The 17588-nt window shown below is 64.7% G+C and carries 23 protein-coding genes; 6 read left to right on the plus strand and 17 right to left on the minus strand.

Annotated elements, in window-relative coordinates:
• The 3 genes from AC1Y2B_RS12500 to AC1Y2B_RS12510 all read right to left on the minus strand — a co-directional run.
• A partial coding sequence (locus AC1Y2B_RS12500; RefSeq protein ID WP_482253425.1) for an urea carboxylase-associated family protein occupies positions 1-773 on the minus strand: 773 nt, incomplete at its 3' end.
• A 125-nt stretch (positions 774-898) separates the two neighbouring features.
• Positions 899-1597, minus strand: a complete 699-nt coding sequence (locus tag AC1Y2B_RS12505; RefSeq protein ID WP_482253426.1) for an acyl-homoserine-lactone synthase — start codon at positions 1595-1597, stop codon at positions 899-901.
• 125 nt (positions 1598-1722) lie between these two features.
• On the minus strand, positions 1723-2235 hold the full coding sequence (locus tag AC1Y2B_RS12510) for a helix-turn-helix transcriptional regulator (protein WP_482253427.1): 513 nt from the start codon (positions 2233-2235) through the stop codon (positions 1723-1725).
• 207 nt (positions 2236-2442) lie between these two features.
• Between AC1Y2B_RS12510 and AC1Y2B_RS12515 the strand changes: the two genes are divergently transcribed.
• Positions 2443-2919, plus strand: coding sequence for an autoinducer binding domain-containing protein (locus AC1Y2B_RS12515; RefSeq protein WP_482253428.1), 477 nt, complete (start codon positions 2443-2445; stop codon positions 2917-2919).
• A 9-nt stretch (positions 2920-2928) separates the two neighbouring features.
• On the opposite strand, the gene AC1Y2B_RS12520 is transcribed toward AC1Y2B_RS12515, so the two are convergent.
• The 13 genes from AC1Y2B_RS12520 to AC1Y2B_RS12580 form a co-directional block, all read right to left on the minus strand.
• Positions 2929-3561, minus strand: coding sequence for a hypothetical protein (locus AC1Y2B_RS12520; protein WP_482253429.1), 633 nt, complete (start codon positions 3559-3561; stop codon positions 2929-2931).
• 3 nt (positions 3562-3564) lie between these two features.
• Positions 3565-4341, minus strand: coding sequence for a succinate dehydrogenase iron-sulfur subunit (locus AC1Y2B_RS12525; protein WP_482253430.1), 777 nt, complete (start codon positions 4339-4341; stop codon positions 3565-3567).
• Between the two features lie 17 nt (positions 4342-4358).
• Positions 4359-4658, minus strand: coding sequence for a hypothetical protein (locus AC1Y2B_RS12530; RefSeq protein ID WP_482253431.1), 300 nt, complete (start codon positions 4656-4658; stop codon positions 4359-4361).
• Positions 4655-4945, minus strand: a complete 291-nt coding sequence (locus AC1Y2B_RS12535) for a hypothetical protein (protein WP_482253432.1) — start codon at positions 4943-4945, stop codon at positions 4655-4657. Before AC1Y2B_RS12535 ends, AC1Y2B_RS12530 begins: the two co-directional genes overlap by 4 nt.
• Positions 4942-5403 carry a hypothetical protein gene (locus AC1Y2B_RS12540; RefSeq protein WP_482253433.1) on the minus strand — a complete coding sequence of 154 codons (462 nt, stop codon included), beginning with the start codon at positions 5401-5403 and terminating at the stop codon, positions 4942-4944. The genes AC1Y2B_RS12535 and AC1Y2B_RS12540 overlap by 4 nt, the downstream gene beginning before the upstream one ends.
• 2 nt (positions 5404-5405) lie before the next feature.
• Positions 5406-7208 (minus strand): succinate dehydrogenase flavoprotein subunit, encoded by a 1803-nt coding sequence (sdhA, locus tag AC1Y2B_RS12545; protein WP_482253434.1) that lies wholly within the window; start codon positions 7206-7208, stop codon positions 5406-5408.
• A gap of 7 nt (positions 7209-7215) precedes the next feature.
• Entirely contained in the window at positions 7216-7587 is a 372-nt protein-coding gene (locus tag AC1Y2B_RS12550) for a succinate dehydrogenase, hydrophobic membrane anchor protein (protein ID WP_482253435.1), read from the minus strand.
• Between the two features lie 7 nt (positions 7588-7594).
• Complete coding sequence (sdhC, locus tag AC1Y2B_RS12555) at positions 7595-7990, minus strand: succinate dehydrogenase, cytochrome b556 subunit (RefSeq protein ID WP_482253436.1); 396 nt, start codon at positions 7988-7990, stop codon at positions 7595-7597.
• Between the two features lie 193 nt (positions 7991-8183).
• Positions 8184-8822 carry a hypothetical protein gene (locus AC1Y2B_RS12560; RefSeq protein ID WP_482253437.1) on the minus strand — a complete coding sequence of 213 codons (639 nt, stop codon included), beginning with the start codon at positions 8820-8822 and terminating at the stop codon, positions 8184-8186.
• 218 nt (positions 8823-9040) lie between these two features.
• A complete protein-coding gene (locus tag AC1Y2B_RS12565) occupies positions 9041-10069 on the minus strand; it encodes a MaoC family dehydratase (protein ID WP_482253438.1) in 1029 nt (342 codons plus the stop codon).
• A gap of 48 nt (positions 10070-10117) precedes the next feature.
• Positions 10118-10321, minus strand: a complete 204-nt coding sequence (locus AC1Y2B_RS12570; RefSeq protein ID WP_482253439.1) for a DUF1737 domain-containing protein — start codon at positions 10319-10321, stop codon at positions 10118-10120.
• 4 nt (positions 10322-10325) lie between these two features.
• Positions 10326-10880: an NnrU family protein gene (locus AC1Y2B_RS12575; protein WP_482253440.1), complete on the minus strand. Its 555-nt coding sequence runs from the start codon at positions 10878-10880 to the stop codon at positions 10326-10328.
• 2 nt (positions 10881-10882) lie between these two features.
• Positions 10883-11737 carry an HpcH/HpaI aldolase/citrate lyase family protein gene (locus AC1Y2B_RS12580; protein ID WP_482253441.1) on the minus strand — a complete coding sequence of 285 codons (855 nt, stop codon included), beginning with the start codon at positions 11735-11737 and terminating at the stop codon, positions 10883-10885.
• Positions 11738-11926: 189 nt separating this feature from the next.
• Here AC1Y2B_RS12580 and AC1Y2B_RS12585 point away from each other — a divergent pair, with 189 nt between their 5' ends.
• Complete coding sequence (locus tag AC1Y2B_RS12585; RefSeq protein ID WP_482253442.1) at positions 11927-12238, plus strand: hypothetical protein; 312 nt, start codon at positions 11927-11929, stop codon at positions 12236-12238.
• Between the two features lie 3 nt (positions 12239-12241).
• Here the strand turns inward: AC1Y2B_RS12585 and AC1Y2B_RS12590 are convergent, their stop codons facing one another.
• Positions 12242-13021, minus strand: a complete 780-nt coding sequence (locus AC1Y2B_RS12590) for a sulfite exporter TauE/SafE family protein (protein ID WP_482253443.1) — start codon at positions 13019-13021, stop codon at positions 12242-12244.
• A 246-nt stretch (positions 13022-13267) separates the two neighbouring features.
• Here AC1Y2B_RS12590 and mdh point away from each other — a divergent pair, with 246 nt between their 5' ends.
• The 4 genes from mdh to AC1Y2B_RS12610 all read left to right on the plus strand — a co-directional run bounded on the left by mdh (position 13268) and on the right by AC1Y2B_RS12610 (position 17542).
• Positions 13268-14230: a malate dehydrogenase gene (mdh, locus tag AC1Y2B_RS12595; protein ID WP_482253444.1), complete on the plus strand. Its 963-nt coding sequence runs from the start codon at positions 13268-13270 to the stop codon at positions 14228-14230.
• Positions 14231-14440: 210 nt separating this feature from the next.
• Positions 14441-15487 carry a glycosyltransferase family 2 protein gene (locus AC1Y2B_RS12600; protein ID WP_482253445.1) on the plus strand — a complete coding sequence of 349 codons (1047 nt, stop codon included), beginning with the start codon at positions 14441-14443 and terminating at the stop codon, positions 15485-15487.
• Positions 15488-15550: 63 nt separating this feature from the next.
• Entirely contained in the window at positions 15551-16780 is a 1230-nt protein-coding gene (gene pepT, locus AC1Y2B_RS12605; protein WP_482253446.1) for a peptidase T, read from the plus strand.
• A gap of 90 nt (positions 16781-16870) precedes the next feature.
• Positions 16871-17542: a class I SAM-dependent methyltransferase gene (locus tag AC1Y2B_RS12610; RefSeq protein WP_482253447.1), complete on the plus strand. Its 672-nt coding sequence runs from the start codon at positions 16871-16873 to the stop codon at positions 17540-17542.
• The last annotated feature ends 46 nt before the right edge of the window (positions 17543-17588 follow it).

The raw sequence follows: 17588 nt of genomic DNA on the forward strand, positions 1-17588 counted from the left end.
AGGGGGTGGCAGGCGGCTTGGTCGGAGGAGTGTTCGGAGGAGCAGTCGCCGCCGGGGCAGGCGGACAGGGCGCCGATCAGGTCGATGTTGGCGAAGAACTCCAGATAGTCGCCGGGGCGGACCGGGCTGGCTTTCATGAAATACTGGCCGGTGTCGCGGGTGAAGCCGGTGCACATGAAGACGTTGAGGACGTCATGGACGGCGAATTCGGCGACGTGGAGGGGGATGCCCATGCGAAGGGCGAAGGCGCGGGTCAGGTTGGAGTGGCAGCAATGGTGGTACTGGCCGCCGGAGAGGAGGTTGTGGGTGTAGGGGTCGCAGCGGGTGCCGATCACGTCATGGACCGAGCCGCCAAAGGCGTCAAAGCCGTACCAGTCGAGCGAATCATCGGTGATCAGCGCCATTGGGCGCAGGTAGGGCAGGCAGGACCACATCTGGTCCCCCGCCGACAGATGCGTGCCGTGCAGGGCGCGGGTCTTGCCGGAGAAGAAGCGTTCCGAGGTGTCGGCGGCGGACCAGAGATTAAGGTCGCCAACCTGCGGGCCTTCGACAGAGGTGATGCGGAAGAAATGGCCGGCGGGGACGTCGAAGCTGCGGGCGTCGCGGGCGGGGACGAGGGTTTCGGAGACGCGGGTCCAGCCCGCGCGGGCCGCAAGGTAGGGGGCAAGGTCGGGGCGCGGCAGGCCTTCCACCGGATAGCAGATCACCGGCGCAATCGCCTTGCGCGACGCGGCATCGGTGGGGGCTTGGTGGCTGGGGGTCTGGGGTTTCATCTTTGGCCTTCCTCGTGCGGCGTTAACCATTTGGTAACCTTTTGCCGGAGGATGAACGAATTCCGGCCGGAACCACAAGCGGCCAGGCCAAGTTTCGCGCCGCTGACGCGGTCAGACCGCGCGGTTTAGACGGCGGCGGCCAGTTCGATCGACCGGGCCGGGGCGACGTCGGGGCGCGGGCGGGGGACGGTCAGGTGATGGACGGTGGCCGAAGCCTGGATCTGCGCCTTGCGGGCGTTGGAATAGTCGGCGGGCATGCGCAGGACGCCGTAGGTGCGGCCATCCTCGGCGTTCTGATAGGTCTCGCCAAGACGATCCACCTTGTAGCCCATCTGACGCAAGGCGCGCATCAGGTGGAGGGAAGACAGGCAGATCATCTCTTCGGCGCCATGTTTGCGCACGGTGTCGACAAGGCCGTCGACGATCAGGCGCAGACACTCGGCCCGTTCGGCTTGCGTGGCGATGTCAGAGGCGATCACCAGACGGGTGCATTCCCAGACACGCGGCGAGGCGATGTCGACCGACATGATATGCGGCGGGATGTGCTTGAGTTTGCCGGAATAGGCGTCGCGCAGCATGTAGGTGTGGTCGCCCCAGGTCGTGGTGGTGGCCATGGCGCGGGCCCCGCCAATCACCCTGCCCTGATGCCAGACCACCGAATAATGCGCCATCGGCGTGTCATATTGATCCATCTCGACCGTGTCATTGTGGGGTACGTCCCACTTCAACTCGTCAACGAACACCTGTTTGCGCAAAGCAAGAAACTGATAAAACGCCAGACCATGGCGGTGCAGGTCGGAAAAGTCGAAATTTACGCAGTCCATGTGAGTCCCCCAAGTCGTGTAAACATGCAGTGGGACCAGTTTTAGACTGCCTTGGGTTGTGCGAAACAGCCAAAATGACACTTCGGGTGGAAATTCCCGACGATCTGCCTGATGTGAAATCGAATTCAGATGATGCGACGGCCGGCCGCGATGGAGGAGGCCTGTGTCAGCGTCTTGGCGCCGAGTTTCTTCTTGGCATTGTTGAGCCGCGCCTTCACGGCGCTTTCGGAAATGCTCAATTCCCCGGCGATCTGCTTGAGCCGCAACCCGGAGGCCTGCATCTTCAGCGCCTCGATCTCGGCGGCGGTCAGGCCGGGTTCATCGCTGCTGCCACTGTGCAGTTGCTTGACGATGCCGTGCAGGGCCTTGAGATCGGGATCGGCGAAATCGCGATCCTCGCGGAAGAACAGGCCGTAGCTGCGCCGGCCACGATCCGCCGCCGTCATGACCGAAACCACCGCGCCGTGCCGCAGGCCGAAGGCCGTCGCCTTGGCGCGGATCTGATGCGGATCTGGCAGGGTGATTTCGGACATCCGGGCCGCGCCGAGATTGCCGTAGACCCATTTCATCACAGGATCGTGGACGACCAATCCCCGGGTGGTGTAGTATTCCACCCAGTTGTCTGGAAGTTGATTCAACTCCTCCTCTGGAAACGAGAAGCCCACCCGCAAGGCCAGGTAAAAGCCAGCAGGTGAAATCTGAACGATCTGGTCTCGCATCTTTTGAAGGATTGCCATCTACTTTTAAACAGGTTGCCGTTTTGCGGCCTAAGTTTATGTTTCGTGTGTTAACCAATGCCCGGTCCGAGTGCTTTTCGCAACAGCTAGCATCCTTGAGGTGAAGACTTGGCAAACGATCGTGGTAAGGTTGAGGCCGTTGCAAGGCATTTGAGCAGGCTGGGCGCTTTGTGCGACACCGGGTTTGCCTTGGCGATCCATATTCGGCTGACCGCGCCGACGCTGCTGTACCAGACCTATTCACAGGCCTGGGCCGAGCATTATTCGATCAAGGGCTATATGTTGTCCGATCCGGTGGTGCATTGGGGTCTGACCCACACCGGGCGGGTGGTCTGGGACACGCTGACCGGCGTCGATCCCGAGGGGGTCATACCGGCGGCTGTGTCATTTGGTCTGACCCATGGGTGGACCTATGCGGTGGGGCCGGCCGGGTCGCGCACCATCGCCGGGCTGACGCGGTCGGGCCAGGCGCATAGGGCGGAGGAGGTGGCCGAGATCGAGGCGATCGTCGATGATCTGCATGAATTGACCGAAGGGTTCGACGATTTCCCGAAGGACAAGCAGGACCGGCTGCGGAGGCTTTAGGGTGCGGTGTCAAGGGGTTGGCGGGCAGGTGACGGGGTCGCCCGCAGTGAAGCCCTTGACGGTGTCGGGGATGGGGTACCAATCGCCTGTGGCATAGCTCCAACCCAGGGGTTGGCCTTGCGCGCGGATGGCGGCGTGGATGTCGGGCTGTGGATCCTTTTGGGTGTTGGCCACGCTCCAGGCGAAGGAGTTCCGTTCAAAGCTGTAAACGCCGCGTTTGGCGGCGGCGGCGCACATCGCGGTCTGGCTGAGGCCGTCGCCGACATAAAGGGCGGCAAGCAGGGCGGTGGTCAGCGTTAGTCCAAGGCTCCACCGGCGCAGGGGCCGGATCGCAAGGCTGACCAGCACGGCGGCCCCGGCATAGGGGGCCACGTGCCAGGCGAGGTCTGTCAGGAAGGGGCCGAAGCGCGCCAACGCCGCCAGTTGCACCAGCGCCAGCGGCGGAAAGGCCGCCATGAAGATGCCGCCCATCGGCTCTGCACGCACAAGGCCGTAGATCAGGCACAGGCCGGACAGTTGCAGCGCCAGTCTGGCCAGGCGGCCGCGCCCATCGGGGCGCAGAAAGCCCGAGCACAGCCAGAGCCAGCCGAAGATGCCAAGGCAGGTCAGCGCCAACCCGGCCAGGATCAGCGCCACCTGCATGGGTCAGAGCACCCGTTCGACCATCATGTGCTTGATCTCGGCAATCGCCTTGGCCGGGTTCAGACCCTTGGGGCAGGTCTTGGTGCAGTTCATGATCGTGTGGCAGCGGTAGAGCTTGAAGGGGTCTTCGAGGTCGTCCAGACGCTCGCCCGTCGCCTCGTCGCGGCTGTCGACGATCCAGCGGTAGGCGTGCAAGAGGGCGGCGGGGCCGAGGTACTTGTCGCTGTTCCACCAGTAGCTGGGGCAGGAGGTGCTGCAGCAGGCGCACATCACGCATTCATAGACACCGTCCAGCTTGGCGCGGTCGTCAATAGACTGACGCCATTCCTTCTCGGGGCGGTTGGTCTTGGTTTCCAGCCAGGGCATGATCGAGGCATGCTGGGCGTAGAAATGCGTCAGGTCCGGCACAAGGTCCTTGATGACGGGCATATGCGGCAGGGGATAGATCTTGATGTCGCCCTTCACCTCGTCCAGGCCGTAGATGCAGGCGAGGGTGTTGATGCCGCCGATGTTCATCGCACAGGACCCGCAGATGCCTTCGCGGCAGGAGCGGCGGAAGGTCAAGGTCGGGTCGATGTCGGTCTTGATCTTGATCAGCGCGTCCAGAACCATGGGCCCGCATTTGTCCATGTCGAGGAAATAGGTGTCGACACGGGGGTTTTCGCCGTCATCCGGCGTCCAGCGGTAGATCTGGAACTTGCGGACGTTCTTGCCGTCAGGCCGGGGCCAGGTTTTGCCCGTACGGACTTTGGAATTCTTGGGCAGGGTGAACTGGACCATTTGTCAGCCTTTCGGGGTCACTGGCGGGATTCGGGCAGGGAAGAGAAGGGGATCGAGGGCGGCACCCCGGCGCGTTGCTGGACGCAGGCGGCATAGACCTGATCAGGGTCGTGGTGCAGCAGATAATCGGACGAGATGCCAAGCTGGATGCTGGCCCCGCTGCTGCCGCCCGAGCCAAAGCCGGCGGAGATCGTGCCACGCGGGTGCTGGGCCATCTGGGCGTCGGGGATGCAGACCCGCTCGGCCGTGGGCAGGTCCATCGGGCCGCAGGCGGCCAGCAGGCCCAGAAGGGCAAGGGAGAGGAGCGCGCGGGTCATGACAGGTTCGGCGCGGTCAGGTGGGCGCGGGTCAGGCAGGTTTGCGTGTCAGGGCGGATCAGAATGCCCTGAATGATCGCCTTGGTGCGGGTGCCGGCCTGCACGCCGATGTCCTGCGCCAGCACCTGCAACTCGGCCGGTTCGGCGTGATCCACGACGCAATTGGCCACATCGGCACCGGTCACCTCGGCGATGACGCTTTCGGCGGTGCGGGCGATGGTCTTGTCGACCACGGTCTGCGGATCGCAGGCTGCGAGAGTCAGAAGAAGCAAAGCGATACGTTTCATGCGGTTACCCCTGCGTTCACGCCGAAATTCACATGGGTGGCCCGCGCTTCCACGCGGACGACCAGTTTCAGACCGGACCAGACGGCATCAACGGCGCAGACTTTCACAGCCACCAGCCCCACGGCGAGGGCCTCGGCCCGGATCACGTCTTCGGTGACATCCGTCGGCACTTTGGCGGCCTTCTTCGGCCAAGACACCCAGATCATCCCCGCCGGCGCGATCAGATCGTGCAGCACCGGAAGCGCTGCCCGCAGATCATGGGCCTGTGCGGTGAAGATATGGATCACATCGCGCGCCCCTTCCGGCAAGGCGCGCCAGTCGGGGGCCAGTTCGATGCGGCGAAACTCTGCCGCATCGTGCAGGTGGGCCAAGCTGTCCGGCAGTCCGACAAAGGCCACCGCCTGCCCGGCCTTGAGGCCAAGCTTGCGTGCCAATGGGGTGCCGGAATAGCCCGCCATGATCAGAACTTCCGTTCCGCCGGGGCGATTTTCTTCAAGGAGATGCCGCCATCCGCCTCGGTCGTCAGGGGGTCGCGGTGGACGGCGCGGTAGTCGAGCTTGACCGTCGGCCCGTCGACCCAAGCCAGCGAGTGCTTGCGCCACTCCACGTCGTTCCGCGTCGGGTAATCTTCGTGGGCATGAGCGCCACGGGATTCCTTGCGGGCCTCTGCCGCCACGATGGTGGCAAGGGCGTTGGGCATCAGGTTGGTCAGCTCCAGCGTTTCCATCAGGTCGGAGTTCCAGACCATCGAGCGGTCGGTGACCTTGATGTCGGGCATCTTTTTTGCCACGGCATCCATCTTGCGCACGCCATCGGCAAGGGTCTTGTCGGCGCGGAAGACGGCGGCGTCGGCCTGCATGGTGCGCTGCATTTCCAGCCGCAGGTCTGCGGTTGGGATGGCGCCGTTGGCATGGCGCAGCGCGTCAAAGCGCGACAGGGCCTTGTCAACTTCCGGCTTGTTGACCGGGGCGACGCGCTCTTTGGGGTTGACGATTTCCCCAGCGCGGATCGCGGCAGCGCGGCCAAAGACCACAAGGTCGATCAGCGAGTTGGAGCCAAGGCGGTTGGCGCCATGCACCGAGGCGCAACCAGCCTCGCCCACGGCCATCAGGCCGGGGAAGACGGCGTCGGGGTTGTCGTGGGTGGGGTTCAGAACCTCACCGAAGTAGTTCGTGGGAATGCCGCCCATGTTGTAGTGCACGGTGGGCAGGACCGGGATCGGGTCTTTCTGCAGATCAACCCCGGCGAAGATCCGGGCGCTTTCGCTGATGCCGGGCAGGCGCAGGTCCAGCGTCGCCTTGGGCAGGTGGTTGAGGTTCAGGTGGATGTGGTCCTTGTTCGGGCCGACCCCCCTGCCCTCACGAATCTCCAGCGTCATGCAGCGGGAGACGTAGTCGCGGGGGGCAAGGTCTTTGTAGTGCGGCGCGTAGCGTTCCATGAAGCGTTCGCCGTTGGAGTTGGTGAGGTAGCCGCCCTCGCCCCGCGCGCCTTCGGTGATGAGGCAGCCCGAGCCGTAGATGCCGGTCGGGTGGAACTGCACGAACTCCATATCCTGCAGCGGCAGGCCCGCGCGGGCGACCATGCCGCCGCCGTCACCGGTGCAGGTGTGGGCGGAGGTGGCCGAGAAGTAGGCGCGGCCGTAGCCACCGGTGGCCAAGACGGTCATCTTGGCGTTGAAGACGTGGATGGTGCCGTCGTCCAGCTTCCACGCCACGACGCCGGTGCAGCGGCCCTCGGTCATGATCAGGTCGATGGCGAAGTATTCGATGAAGAATTCGGCGTTGTTCTTCAGGGATTGGCCGTAGAGCGTGTGCAGGATGGCGTGGCCGGTGCGGTCAGCGGCAGCACAGGTGCGTTGGACGGGCGGGCCCTCGCCGTATTCGGTGGTGTGGCCGCCGAAGGGGCGCTGGTAGATCTTGCCCTCTTCCGTGCGGCTGAAGGGGACGCCGTAGTGTTCCAGTTCATAGACGGCCTTGGGGGCTTCACGGGCGAGGTATTCCATCGCGTCGGTGTCGCCCAGCCAGTCAGAGCCCTTGACGGTGTCATACATGTGCCACTGCCAGGAATCCGGGCCCATGTTGCCAAGGCTGGCCGCGATGCCGCCTTGGGCTGCCACGGTGTGGGACCGCGTCGGGAAGACCTTGGTCACGCAAGCGGTGCGCAGGCCTTGTTCGGCCATGCCAAGGGTGGCGCGCAGGCCAGCACCGCCGGCACCGACAACCACCACGTCATAGTCATGCACTTCATAGGGGTAAGCGTTCATTGCAACCTCACAGCGCGATCTTGATCAGGGCGAAGAGCCCGGTCGCGGCGATCACGGCGGACAGGGAATAGACGGCGATGATGCCGATCTTGAGAGAGGACCCTTTGGTGTAGTCCTGCAGCATGGTGGTGGCGCCCTTGGCGAAGTGGCGCATGGCGACCACCAGCACGAGGGCGGTCAGAATCGCCGGGAGCGGGCGCGCGAAGGTCGCCACGACCTCGGCACGGCTGCCGCCTATGGCAGAGCCGAAGATGTAAAGCCAGGTCGGGACCATGAAGGCCAAGGCCACGCCAGAAACGGTCATCGCCCAGTGATGCTCTGTCCCAGAATGGGCGGAGCCTTTGCCCACGGCGCGTTTGCGGTCGGTCAGATAGCGCATGGGTGCCTCACACGATCACGAGGGTCAGAAGGGTCAGCACGACAGAGCCTATGATGCAGGCCCAGCCCAGCCTTTCGGCCGTGGCAATTTCAAGCCCGTGGCCGGCGTCGTAGTAGACGTGCCGCAGGCCGGCGAGGTAGTGGTACCAGACCGCCCAGAGCGCGCCTGTGAAGACCAGCTTGCCGAACCACGAGGTGACAACCGCGTTGGCCGTGGCGAAGGCCGCATCCGAAACCGCCGCCGCCGCCAGCCACCAGACCGCCAGAACCACACCCGCCATCAGCGCGTGCCCCGTGATCCGCGTCAGGATCGACGAGACCGAGGTGATCTGGACCCGGTAGATCTGCAGGTGCGGCGACAAAGGCCGCTCAACCCGCTTGGAAGACCCCGTCGCTTCGGCCATTTCGATGCCCTTTCCCCGTTGTCGAACTGCAGCGCCGCCATGCTGCGCTGCAGAGTTTACCAATCTTTCAATAGCGCCCAAATTTGCGCTGTCACGTCCCCATGCGACCGAAAAATCATCCTGCTTGCGGTATCAGGGCAAGATTTTGCGCTTTGTGATCACACCAAGAAATTTTGTGATCACAGGCCTTGCCTCAGCCGCCGAACAACGTGGTGTCCCACGTCAGATCCAGACCAAGGTAACCCTTGTAGTCCGAACCCTGATAGTAGTGCAACTTGGCCGCCGTCTCGGCGCCCAAGGCGTAAGTGGCGGCCAGTTCCCATTCCTTGGTGTCGGGCGCCCCGGCATTCTGAACGAAACCGACCTTGCCGGACAGGGTGATCTTGTCGTTCAGCACATAGGCCAGCGTGACATGGGCGTCCGAGGTCTGGTCTTGCGTGTAGTAATTGGCGTCAAGGGTGCCGGTCAGCGCGTCCGTGACAGGTTTGCTGAGCGACAGGGCCAGGTCTGCGCAGCAATTGCCACCGTTGTTGGGATAGATGTTGCGGGCATAGGAGACATCGTAGCTGAGATTGCCGGCGGTGGTGTTGCGGTAGCCGAAGGTCAGGTCGATCTCGTCCGAGGTGTGGTCGTTGTAGACGTCGCCCGAGGCGCCGAGGTAGAAATTGGCGAAATCGCCCTCGACATAGGCGTTGAGGTCGTCGCGGCTGGCCCTGTCGCCGCCCGGCGCGAAGCTGAGCGCCATGCCGCCCAGAACCTTGACCCCATCAGCGAAAACCGGATGCGTTTGCAGGGCCAGAAGGACAAGGCTTGAAAATACAGCAGACCGCATGGTGAAAATCTCCGGTTCGGGACGAGGGTTGAATGGGGTGCAGGGACAGCGGGAAACGACGGCCAATGGTAGCACTGGCGCAACATTTCACAAGCGGTAGTCGTGCGGCAGGCGGCTGGCACCAATCTGCGGCAGCCTTGACGGGATTTTCAGTCTTGTGATCACAGCGCAGGGCGTTGCACTTCGGGCATTTGGCCGCCGCCCGCGACCCGGTGCCGTCAGAGCGGGATCAGCGCCCAGTAATCAAGGTCCAGCAGGTGGCCCGGGGTGTATTTGCCGGCCGCATCGCGCAGTTGGAAGGGCGGCGTGCCGTCCTTGACCGCGACCAGCCGCAACCGCAGTGCGCCGACACCGGGGGCCGCGGTGGGCGCCTTGTCGAGCACCTGGCTCCAGGCGCGAACGGTGTCGCCGGCGAAGCAGGGGCTGATATGGGCGCCGGCGTTCAGGGCGACGATCATCTGCGCATTGGCCAGCCCGTTGAAGGACAAGGCCCGGGCGAGGCTGATGACATGGCCGCCGTAGATCAGCCGTTTGCCATCGGGGCGTTGGGTGGCGTCAAAATGCACCTTGGCGGTGTTTTGCCACAGGCGCGTGGCCAGCATATGCTCGGCCTCTTCGACGGTGACGCCATCGACATGGTCGATCTGTTCGCCCACGGCGTAGTCGCTGAAGCGGTGCGGCTCTCCGGCGAGGGTGAAGTCGTAGCGGGAGAAGTCGAGGCCCTTGGGGATCACCAGTTGCGCAGGCTCTACCGCGTCGGCCAGATCGGGCACCACGGCCTCGGGTGCGGGACCGGTGCCGCGTTTCCGGACCATGACCCAACGGACATATTCCAGCACCGCAGCCCCATGCTGGTTCAGGCCACGGGTGCGGACCCAGACCACGCCGGTGGTGCCGGAGGAATTCTCTTTCAGTCCGATCACCCAGCTTTCCGAGCGGATCGTGTCACCGGGCCAAACCGGGGCCAGCCAGCGGCCCTCGGCATAGCCCAGATTGGCCACGGCGTTCAGGCTGATGTCCGGCACGGTCTTGCCAAAGACCGTGTGGAAGGCGATCAGGTCATCGAGCGGGCTTTGCGGCAGGCCACAGGCGCGGGCGAATTCATCCGAGGAATAAAGCGCCCCCCGGGCGGGGTAGAGCGCGTGATAGAGCGCGCGCTCTGCGCCCGAGAGGGTGCGGGGGACGGCGTGGGGGATGACCTCCCCAAGTCGATAGTCTTCAAAGAACCGTCCCGGATTGGTCTTCATCTCGCCTCCCGCCGTCGTGTTCCGGTAGGGTGGGGTTATAACCCCACCCTACTGCTCGCCCAGTTTCAGGTCCGGGCTGTAGTCGCCCGGCGCCTCTTTCACCACCGCCTGCCCGCAGCGCATCACCCCCTTGGCCGCGTCGAAGGCGTAAGACGGGGCGCCATGCAGCACCCAGCCCTTGTTCAGCGCGGCCGAGACCTTGTGGCAGAAGGCAGACGTGTCGTCATCCGACAGAAAACGATAAAGTTTCATGGCCTTACCCAAGCACCGGATAGCCCAGGATCCAGCCGTGCAGCCACGCGATGGCCCCGAAGGCCACCACGCAGGCCACCCCATAGATCACGTCGTTGAGGACCGGACCCTTCGCCGGGCGCTGCCAGGCAGGCTCCATCCTGTTGATCAGGATGACGTCGACCACGGCCCAAGCCATGAGGCCACCAAACAGGATCAGCGAGCCCAGATCGCCATGGACCAGGATATGGGCCAGCGCCCAGACCTTGACCGCCGTCAGCATCGGATGGCGCAGGATCGTGCGCAGCGTTCCACGGTTGGCCTGCATGAAGACCAGAATCACCGCGATCAGCATCAACAGGTTGTTGATGTGACGCAGGAAGGCCGGCGGCGACCAGAGCATGATCGGGTCGAGTTTCGTTTCACCGTAGCCTTTGTACATAAGATAGATCGCGAGCACCGACAGCACGGCGGCCACGGCCTTGCCCGGCTCGCCCAGTTTCGCCCGGAACCCCGGCGTCACCCGTTTCATCAAGTGAGAATAGGCCCAGAGCAGGACCCCGATAACAAGTAACAGCATGTTCACCCCTGCAAAGCTGCGATGGCGCGGGCTTTTTCGATCAAGGCCCGCGCCGTCACGATATGCAGGTTCTCGACGATCTTTCCATCCAGAACTGCCACACCCTGCCCTGCGGCTTCGGCGGCGGCAAAGGCCTCGATCTGGCGGCGGGCCAGGGTGAGGTCCTCCGGCGCGGGGGCAAAGACCCGGTTGGCCACGGCGAGTTGAGCGGGATGGATCAGGGTCTTGCCGTCAAAGCCCATGTCGCGGCCCTGCCGGCATTCGGCCTCCAGCCCCGCATCATCCTGAAAGGCGTTGAAGACGCCGTCGATCACCGCCCGGCCATGGGCGCGCCCCGCCAGCACGCACAGGCCCAGAGCCGCGATCATCGGCAGGCGATCGGCGCGGAAGCGGACGCCGAGGTCCTTGGCCAGATCGTTGGTGCCCATCACCAGACCGCGCAGGGCCGGATGGGCGGCGATCTCGGCGGCATTGAGCAGCGCGAGCGGGGTTTCCATCATCGCCCACAGCGGCGTGTCGGGCGCCACCTGCGCCACGGCATCAAGGGCGGCGGCGCGGTTGACCTTGGGCACCAAAAGCCCGTCCACGCCGGGATGGCGGGCAAAGGCCGCCGCATCGGCGCGGCCCCAGACCGTGTCAAAGCCGTTGATTCGCACCAGCCGCAGGCGATGGCCATAGTCGGTGTCGTTGAGGACCCCGTCGAGGGTTTCACGCGCCGACAGCTTTTCAGCGGGCGACACCGCGTCCTCCAGATCGAAGATGATGGCATCCGCCGCCAGACCCGCCGCCTTTTCCAGCGCTCGGGCCTTGGACGCGGGGATGTACAGCACCGAACGGAGGGGTCTTGCAGCGATCATGATTCCACCAAGCAATAATCTTGCGCCAAGTGGCATCATTTGGACACTTCCCGCAAGGGCCATTTTGCCGCGCCGCAGAACGACCGACGAAGAACCGCTGAACGCGGCGTTAACCCGATCTTTGCCAGGACCGCGCAGTCTGACGGCATCAGATCCAGGGGGCGCGCCTGTCGCCCGGAAAGGCAAAAGATGGACCGGAATGTCTTCGCCCTGTCGCTCGGCCTCGCCGGGCTTTTGCTGTGGCCCGGATTGGGCCACGCCACGCCCGGCCCCTGCGCCCCGCATGATCGGGTGGCGGCGCAACTGGCGCAAGGGTTCGACGAACGGCCGCGCTCGATGGGGCTGGCGCAGGATGGCACGGTGATGGAGCTTTACGCCTCGGCCCGGCAGACCTGGACGCTGACGGTCACCCTGCCCAGCGGCATGACCTGCCTTGTGGCGGCCGGTGATGCGTTCGAGACGGCCCTGCCGGCGCAGGTGGCCAAGGGGGCCCCGGCCTGACGATCAGGCGAACAGGTTGAACAGGGCCAGCAAGGGCTCCACCCCGGTGAGGCCCTTGCCCATCAGGTCCGCGCCGATCACCAGAAGCGACCAGGTGACGATGCGGAAGAAGACCCGCTCTGGCAGGCGCCGCACCGCCCAGACGCCGAAAAAGACCGAGCCCGCCGCAATGGGCATCAGGACGGCGGCGGTTTCCAGACTGACCCAGGTGATCTGGCCCAGAAGGTAATAAGGCACCAGTTTCAAGGCGTTGATATAGGCGAAGGCGATGGTCGAGGTGCCTGCGAAAACCGCCTTCTTCATGCCCAGCGGCAGCGTCCAGACCTGATAGGGTGGCCCGCCGGTGTGGCTGACAAAGCTGGTGAAACCCGCGATCAGGCACCAGAACAGGCCCGGTGCCACCTCGGCCCGCCGGGGTGCGGCCAAGACCGGTTTGCGCAGCAACTGGTTGAGCGAGAAGGCCACCGCGATCGCCCCCACCAGCACGGTCACCCAATCCTCGGGAATGAAGCGGGCGATGGCCCAGCCCACGCCAACCCCCGCCGTCATGCCGACCGAGGCGATGATCAGCACGCGCTTGTCAAATTCCTTGCGGTAGGCATAAAGCCCGAACCAGTCCGAAACGACATAGACCGGCAGCATCAACCCCGCCGCCGCCACTGGCGAGATCACCAGCGACATCACCGGCACCACCAGCGCCCCCACGATCGGGATGCCACCCTTGCCGACCCCGGTCAGAAAGGCGCCGATGACGGCCACAACCCAGAATTCCCAGCCGCTCATCTCGCTTTTCCCATTCATCCAGGTCCAAATATCCGCGGGGGATCCAGGGGGCTGGCAAGCCCCCGGCCTTCCGACACGCCCGTTGCGGGCAAACCCGGCGCCCTTTTGCGATGTGCTAGCGCAATCATCCGGAATGCACCATCCCGCACCGCTTTGCCGCAGCGCAGCGCCCTTGCGCGGGGCCAAGGTTTGGGACTATGCCACGCCATCCAATTTCCGCTTGCAAACCAAAAAGGGGAGTCCCACATGGCCAGACCGAAGATCGCGCTGATCGGCGCAGGGCAAATCGGGGGCACGCTTGCCCACCTAGCTGCCATCAAGGAACTGGGCGACGTCATCCTGTTCGACATCGCCGAGGGCACCCCGCAGGGCAAGGCGCTCGACATCTCGCAATCCGGCCCGATCGAGGGATTTGACGCCACGATCAAGGGCGCCAATTCCTACGCCGATATCGCGGGGGCCGATGTCTGCATCGTCACCGCCGGCGTGCCGCGCAAGCCGGGGATGAGCCGCGATGACCTGCTGGGCATCAACCTCAAAGTGATGAAGGCCGTGGGCGAGGGTTTGAAGGCCCATGCACCGGACGCTTTCGTGATCTGCATCACCAACCCCTTGGATGCCATGGTCTGGGCGCTGCGCGAATTCTCGGGCCTGCCGCACCACAAGGTTGTCGGCATGGCGGGCGTTCTGGATGCCGGCCGCTTCCGGCACTTCCTGGCCAACGAGTTCAACGTCTCGATGAAAGATGTCACGGCCTTCGTGCTGGGTGGTCATGGCGACACGATGGTGCCGTTGGCGCGCTATTCCACCGTGGCCGGCATCCCGTTGCCCGATCTGGTCAAGATGGGCTGGACCAGCCAGGAAAAGCTGGACAGCATCATCCAGCGCACCCGCGATGGCGGGGCCGAGATTGTGGGCCTGCTGAAGACCGGTTCGGCCTTCTATGCCCCGGCCGCTTCGGCGATCGAGATGGCGGAAGCCTACCTGAAGGACCAAAAGCGCCTGCTGCCGGTGGCGGCTTATGTCAAGGACGCCTTCGGGCTTGACGGCATGTATGTCGGCGTTCCGGTGATCATCGGGGCGGGCGGTGTCGAGCGTCTGGTGGAAATCCAGATGACGGCGGACGAAAACGCCATGTTCCAGAAGTCGGTCGATGCCGTGAAGGGCCTTGTCGCCGCCTGCAAGACGATCGACCCCTCGCTGGCCTGAGCGCAAGCTGCCGGACGGACGGATGCGCGCCCCCCCTGCGGGCGCGCATTTCTTTTGGGCGGGCGCGCATTTCTTTTGGGCGGGCACGCCAAGCCCCTGCGCGCCATCGACCACATCGGGACCGGGTGGTTTCAAGGCGACTTTTCACGGCAGTGGGCCGATGTTAAGCAGCCGGTGATGCCTTTGCGACGGTCAATGTAGGTGATTTCCATGCGACCAACCTGGATGGTTCAGGCCACGGTGAACGAACCGCTGGAGCTGCTGGTCTCGTTCACGGCGCATCATCTGGATCTGGGGGCCGACCTTGTCCACCTGTATCTGGACCAGCCCCATCCCGAGGCGGAGGCCGCCTTCAAGGGGCATCCCAAGGTCAAGATCACCAATTGCGACGCCGCCTATTGGGCGCGTGTCGCCCCAAGGGGCCGTCCGCCCGGCCTGCCGGGACGCCAACAGATCAACTACCGCGACGTCTATGACTCGATGACGCAAGACTGGCTGCTGCTGTGCGACGCCGATGAATATCTGGCCCCGCGCGACGAGGTGGCTGCCGTTCTGGCCCGACAGCCGGCCCGGATCGACTTTCTGCGCATTCGGGTTGCCGAAAAGGTCCTGCCGCCGGGCCTGCAGCCCGCGACGGTGTTCGAGGGCACCTTCCGCAAGGCCCAGCCCAAGGGAGCAGCCTTTGCGCCCGAGATTTACGGACCCGAACTTGCCCCCATGCTGGAACGGGTGGTGGCCGCCCATGACGTCGGCAAAAGCATCGTGCGGCGCGGGGTGGACTGTCTGTTGTACGTCCACATGCCCGTGCCGGTGCCGCCGCCGCCGGGCGCGCCTGACCCCGGGCACAAGCTGAACTGGGTCTGGATGCCCGACACCTATCTGGCGCATTACGATGCGGTGACGCCGCTGTACTATCTGGTCAAGCTTCTGGCGCGCCATCTTGTCAACAAATCCATCCTCGAGGCCGGCCGCAAGACCGGCAAGCGCCACCCCTCGCGCGAAGAACAGATGGCTTTTGCCGTCGCCGCCTGCGCCCATGCCGACCCGGTCGCCGTGACAGAGGTGCTGCACCGGCTGACCCCCGCCTCGATGGCGGCGCTGAAGGACAAGGGGCTTTTGGTCGATCTGGCACTGGCCCCCGACCGCGTCGCCCGCAGGCTGTTCCCCGAACTGGCCCTGGACTACACGCCCGAGGCCTTTGACCGGGCGCTGCGCGTGAAGCACGCGGCGACCTTGGCCACGATGGGCGTGGCCTAGGCGCCGCCCGGCACGTTGACTTCGCCGCCCCCCGCCGCCACATTCCCCCGGACCGGAGGCCCCATGACCCATTCCTTTGACGACGCGCTTGAATCCCGCCTGATGCGCTATGCCGCTATCGACAGCCAAAGTGATCAGGACAGCGCCACCGCGCCGTCCAGCGCCGTGCAGTTTGCCATGCTGACCCTGCTGCGCGACGAACTTTTGGCCATCGGCGCGCAAGATGTCACCCTGACCGACTACGGCGCGGTGCTGGCCACCCTTCCCGCCACGGCCGAGGGGCCGACCATCGCCTTCCTGTCGCATGTCGACACCGCGCCCGCCTACAAGGCCACCGGCGTCAAGCCCCGCGCCCATCGCGGCTATAATGGGGGCGAGATCACCTATCCGGACGCGCCCTTGGTCCTGTCGCCCGAAACCTCGCCGGAACTGGGCAAGAAGCTGGGCCATACGATCATCACCGCCTCGGGCGGAACGCTTCTGGGCGCCGATGACAAGGCCGGCATTGCCATCCTGATGACGGCCGCCCAGCATCTTTTGACCACGCCGGGGCTGAAGCACGGCAAGATCCGTCTGGCCTTCACCCCCGATGAGGAAATTGGCCGCGGGGTGAACACGCGCCTGGTCGCCGACATCGGTGCCGACTTCGCCTATACGTTCGACGGCTCGACCGTCGGGGAAATCGAGTTCGAAAGCTTCTCGGCCGATGGCGCCACCGTCAAGATCACCGGCGTTTCGGCGCATCCGGGCTGGGCCAAGGGCAAGCTGGTCAACGCCCTCTACCTTGCCGCGCGCCTTGTCACTGCCTTGCCGCTGGCCACCATGACCCCCGAGGTGACCGAGGGCCGCGACGGTTTCCTGCATCTGACCGACATGACGGGCAATGCCGCCGAGGTGACCTTGCGCTTCATCCTGCGCGACTTCGAACGTCAGGGTCTGGCCGAAAAGGCCGCCCTGCTGCGTCTGGCCTGCGCCGATGTTGCCGCCGCCGAACCGCGCGCCAAGGTCGAGGTTGCCATAACCCCGCAATACCGCAACATGCGCTATTGGCTGGAAAAGGACATGCGCCCGGTCGATCTGGCGCTGCAAGCCGCCCGCGCCATCGGGATCGAACCGGTTTGCAAACCGATCCGCGGCGGCACCGACGGCTCTCGCCTGACCGAGATGGGCCTGCCCACGCCCAACCTGTTCACCGGCATGCAAGAGATTCACGGCCCCTTGGAATGGGTCTCGGTGCAGGATATGGCCGTGGCCACCGCCCTCATGCTGAAGATCATCGAAACCGCCGCCTGAAACGCCGCCGCCGCCCCTTTCATACTTGTCCAAATATCCCACGGGGGTCCGGGGGTGTGAAACCCCCGGCTGCCAGCCAAGAAGCCCGCCATGTCCCGCCCCGTCTCGCCCTACCACAAGCCCGGTTTCTACGACGAAGCGCTGGCCAAAGGCCGCCATCGCGACATCGTCGGCGGAAGGTGGGAGGAGACGGGTCTTGTGCAGATGCAGCTTCTGCTCGCCGCCGGATTGGACCGCCACAACACCCTGCTGGACATCGGCGCGGGCGCTTTGCGTCTGGGCTGTCGCGCGGTGCCTTACCTTGACCCGGGCCATTACTGGGCCACCGATCTGTCCGGCGCGCTGCTGCAGCGCGGCTATGACCTTGAGATTTCTGATAAATCCCGCCTGTCATCCGATCACCTGATCGAGGATGCCCACTTTGCCTTCCCCGGCGTGCCGGATACGATCGACATGGCGATGGCCTTTGCCGTCTTCACCCATTTGCCGCTGTCCTACCTGCAAGGCGCCTTGCCGACGATCCGGGCCCGCTTTCCCCGTCTGCAAAAGCTTCTGTTTACCGTCTTTCTCGCCCCCGACGCCGCGGCGGCCAAGGCTGCGCACCGCCAGCCTGATGGCGTGGTCACCCATCCTGACCGAGCGCCCTATCACCACCTGGGGCCCGATGTTCTGGCCGCCGCCCGCGTCGCGGGATTTGACGCCACCCTGTCGGACCCCTACCTGCCGCGCGGCCAGATCCTGTGCACCGCGACGCCATGCTGACTTGATTTATCGCGCCACCGGGCAGATCATGACCGCAATTCAGGAG

This window comes from Stagnihabitans sp., assembly GCF_964946895.1.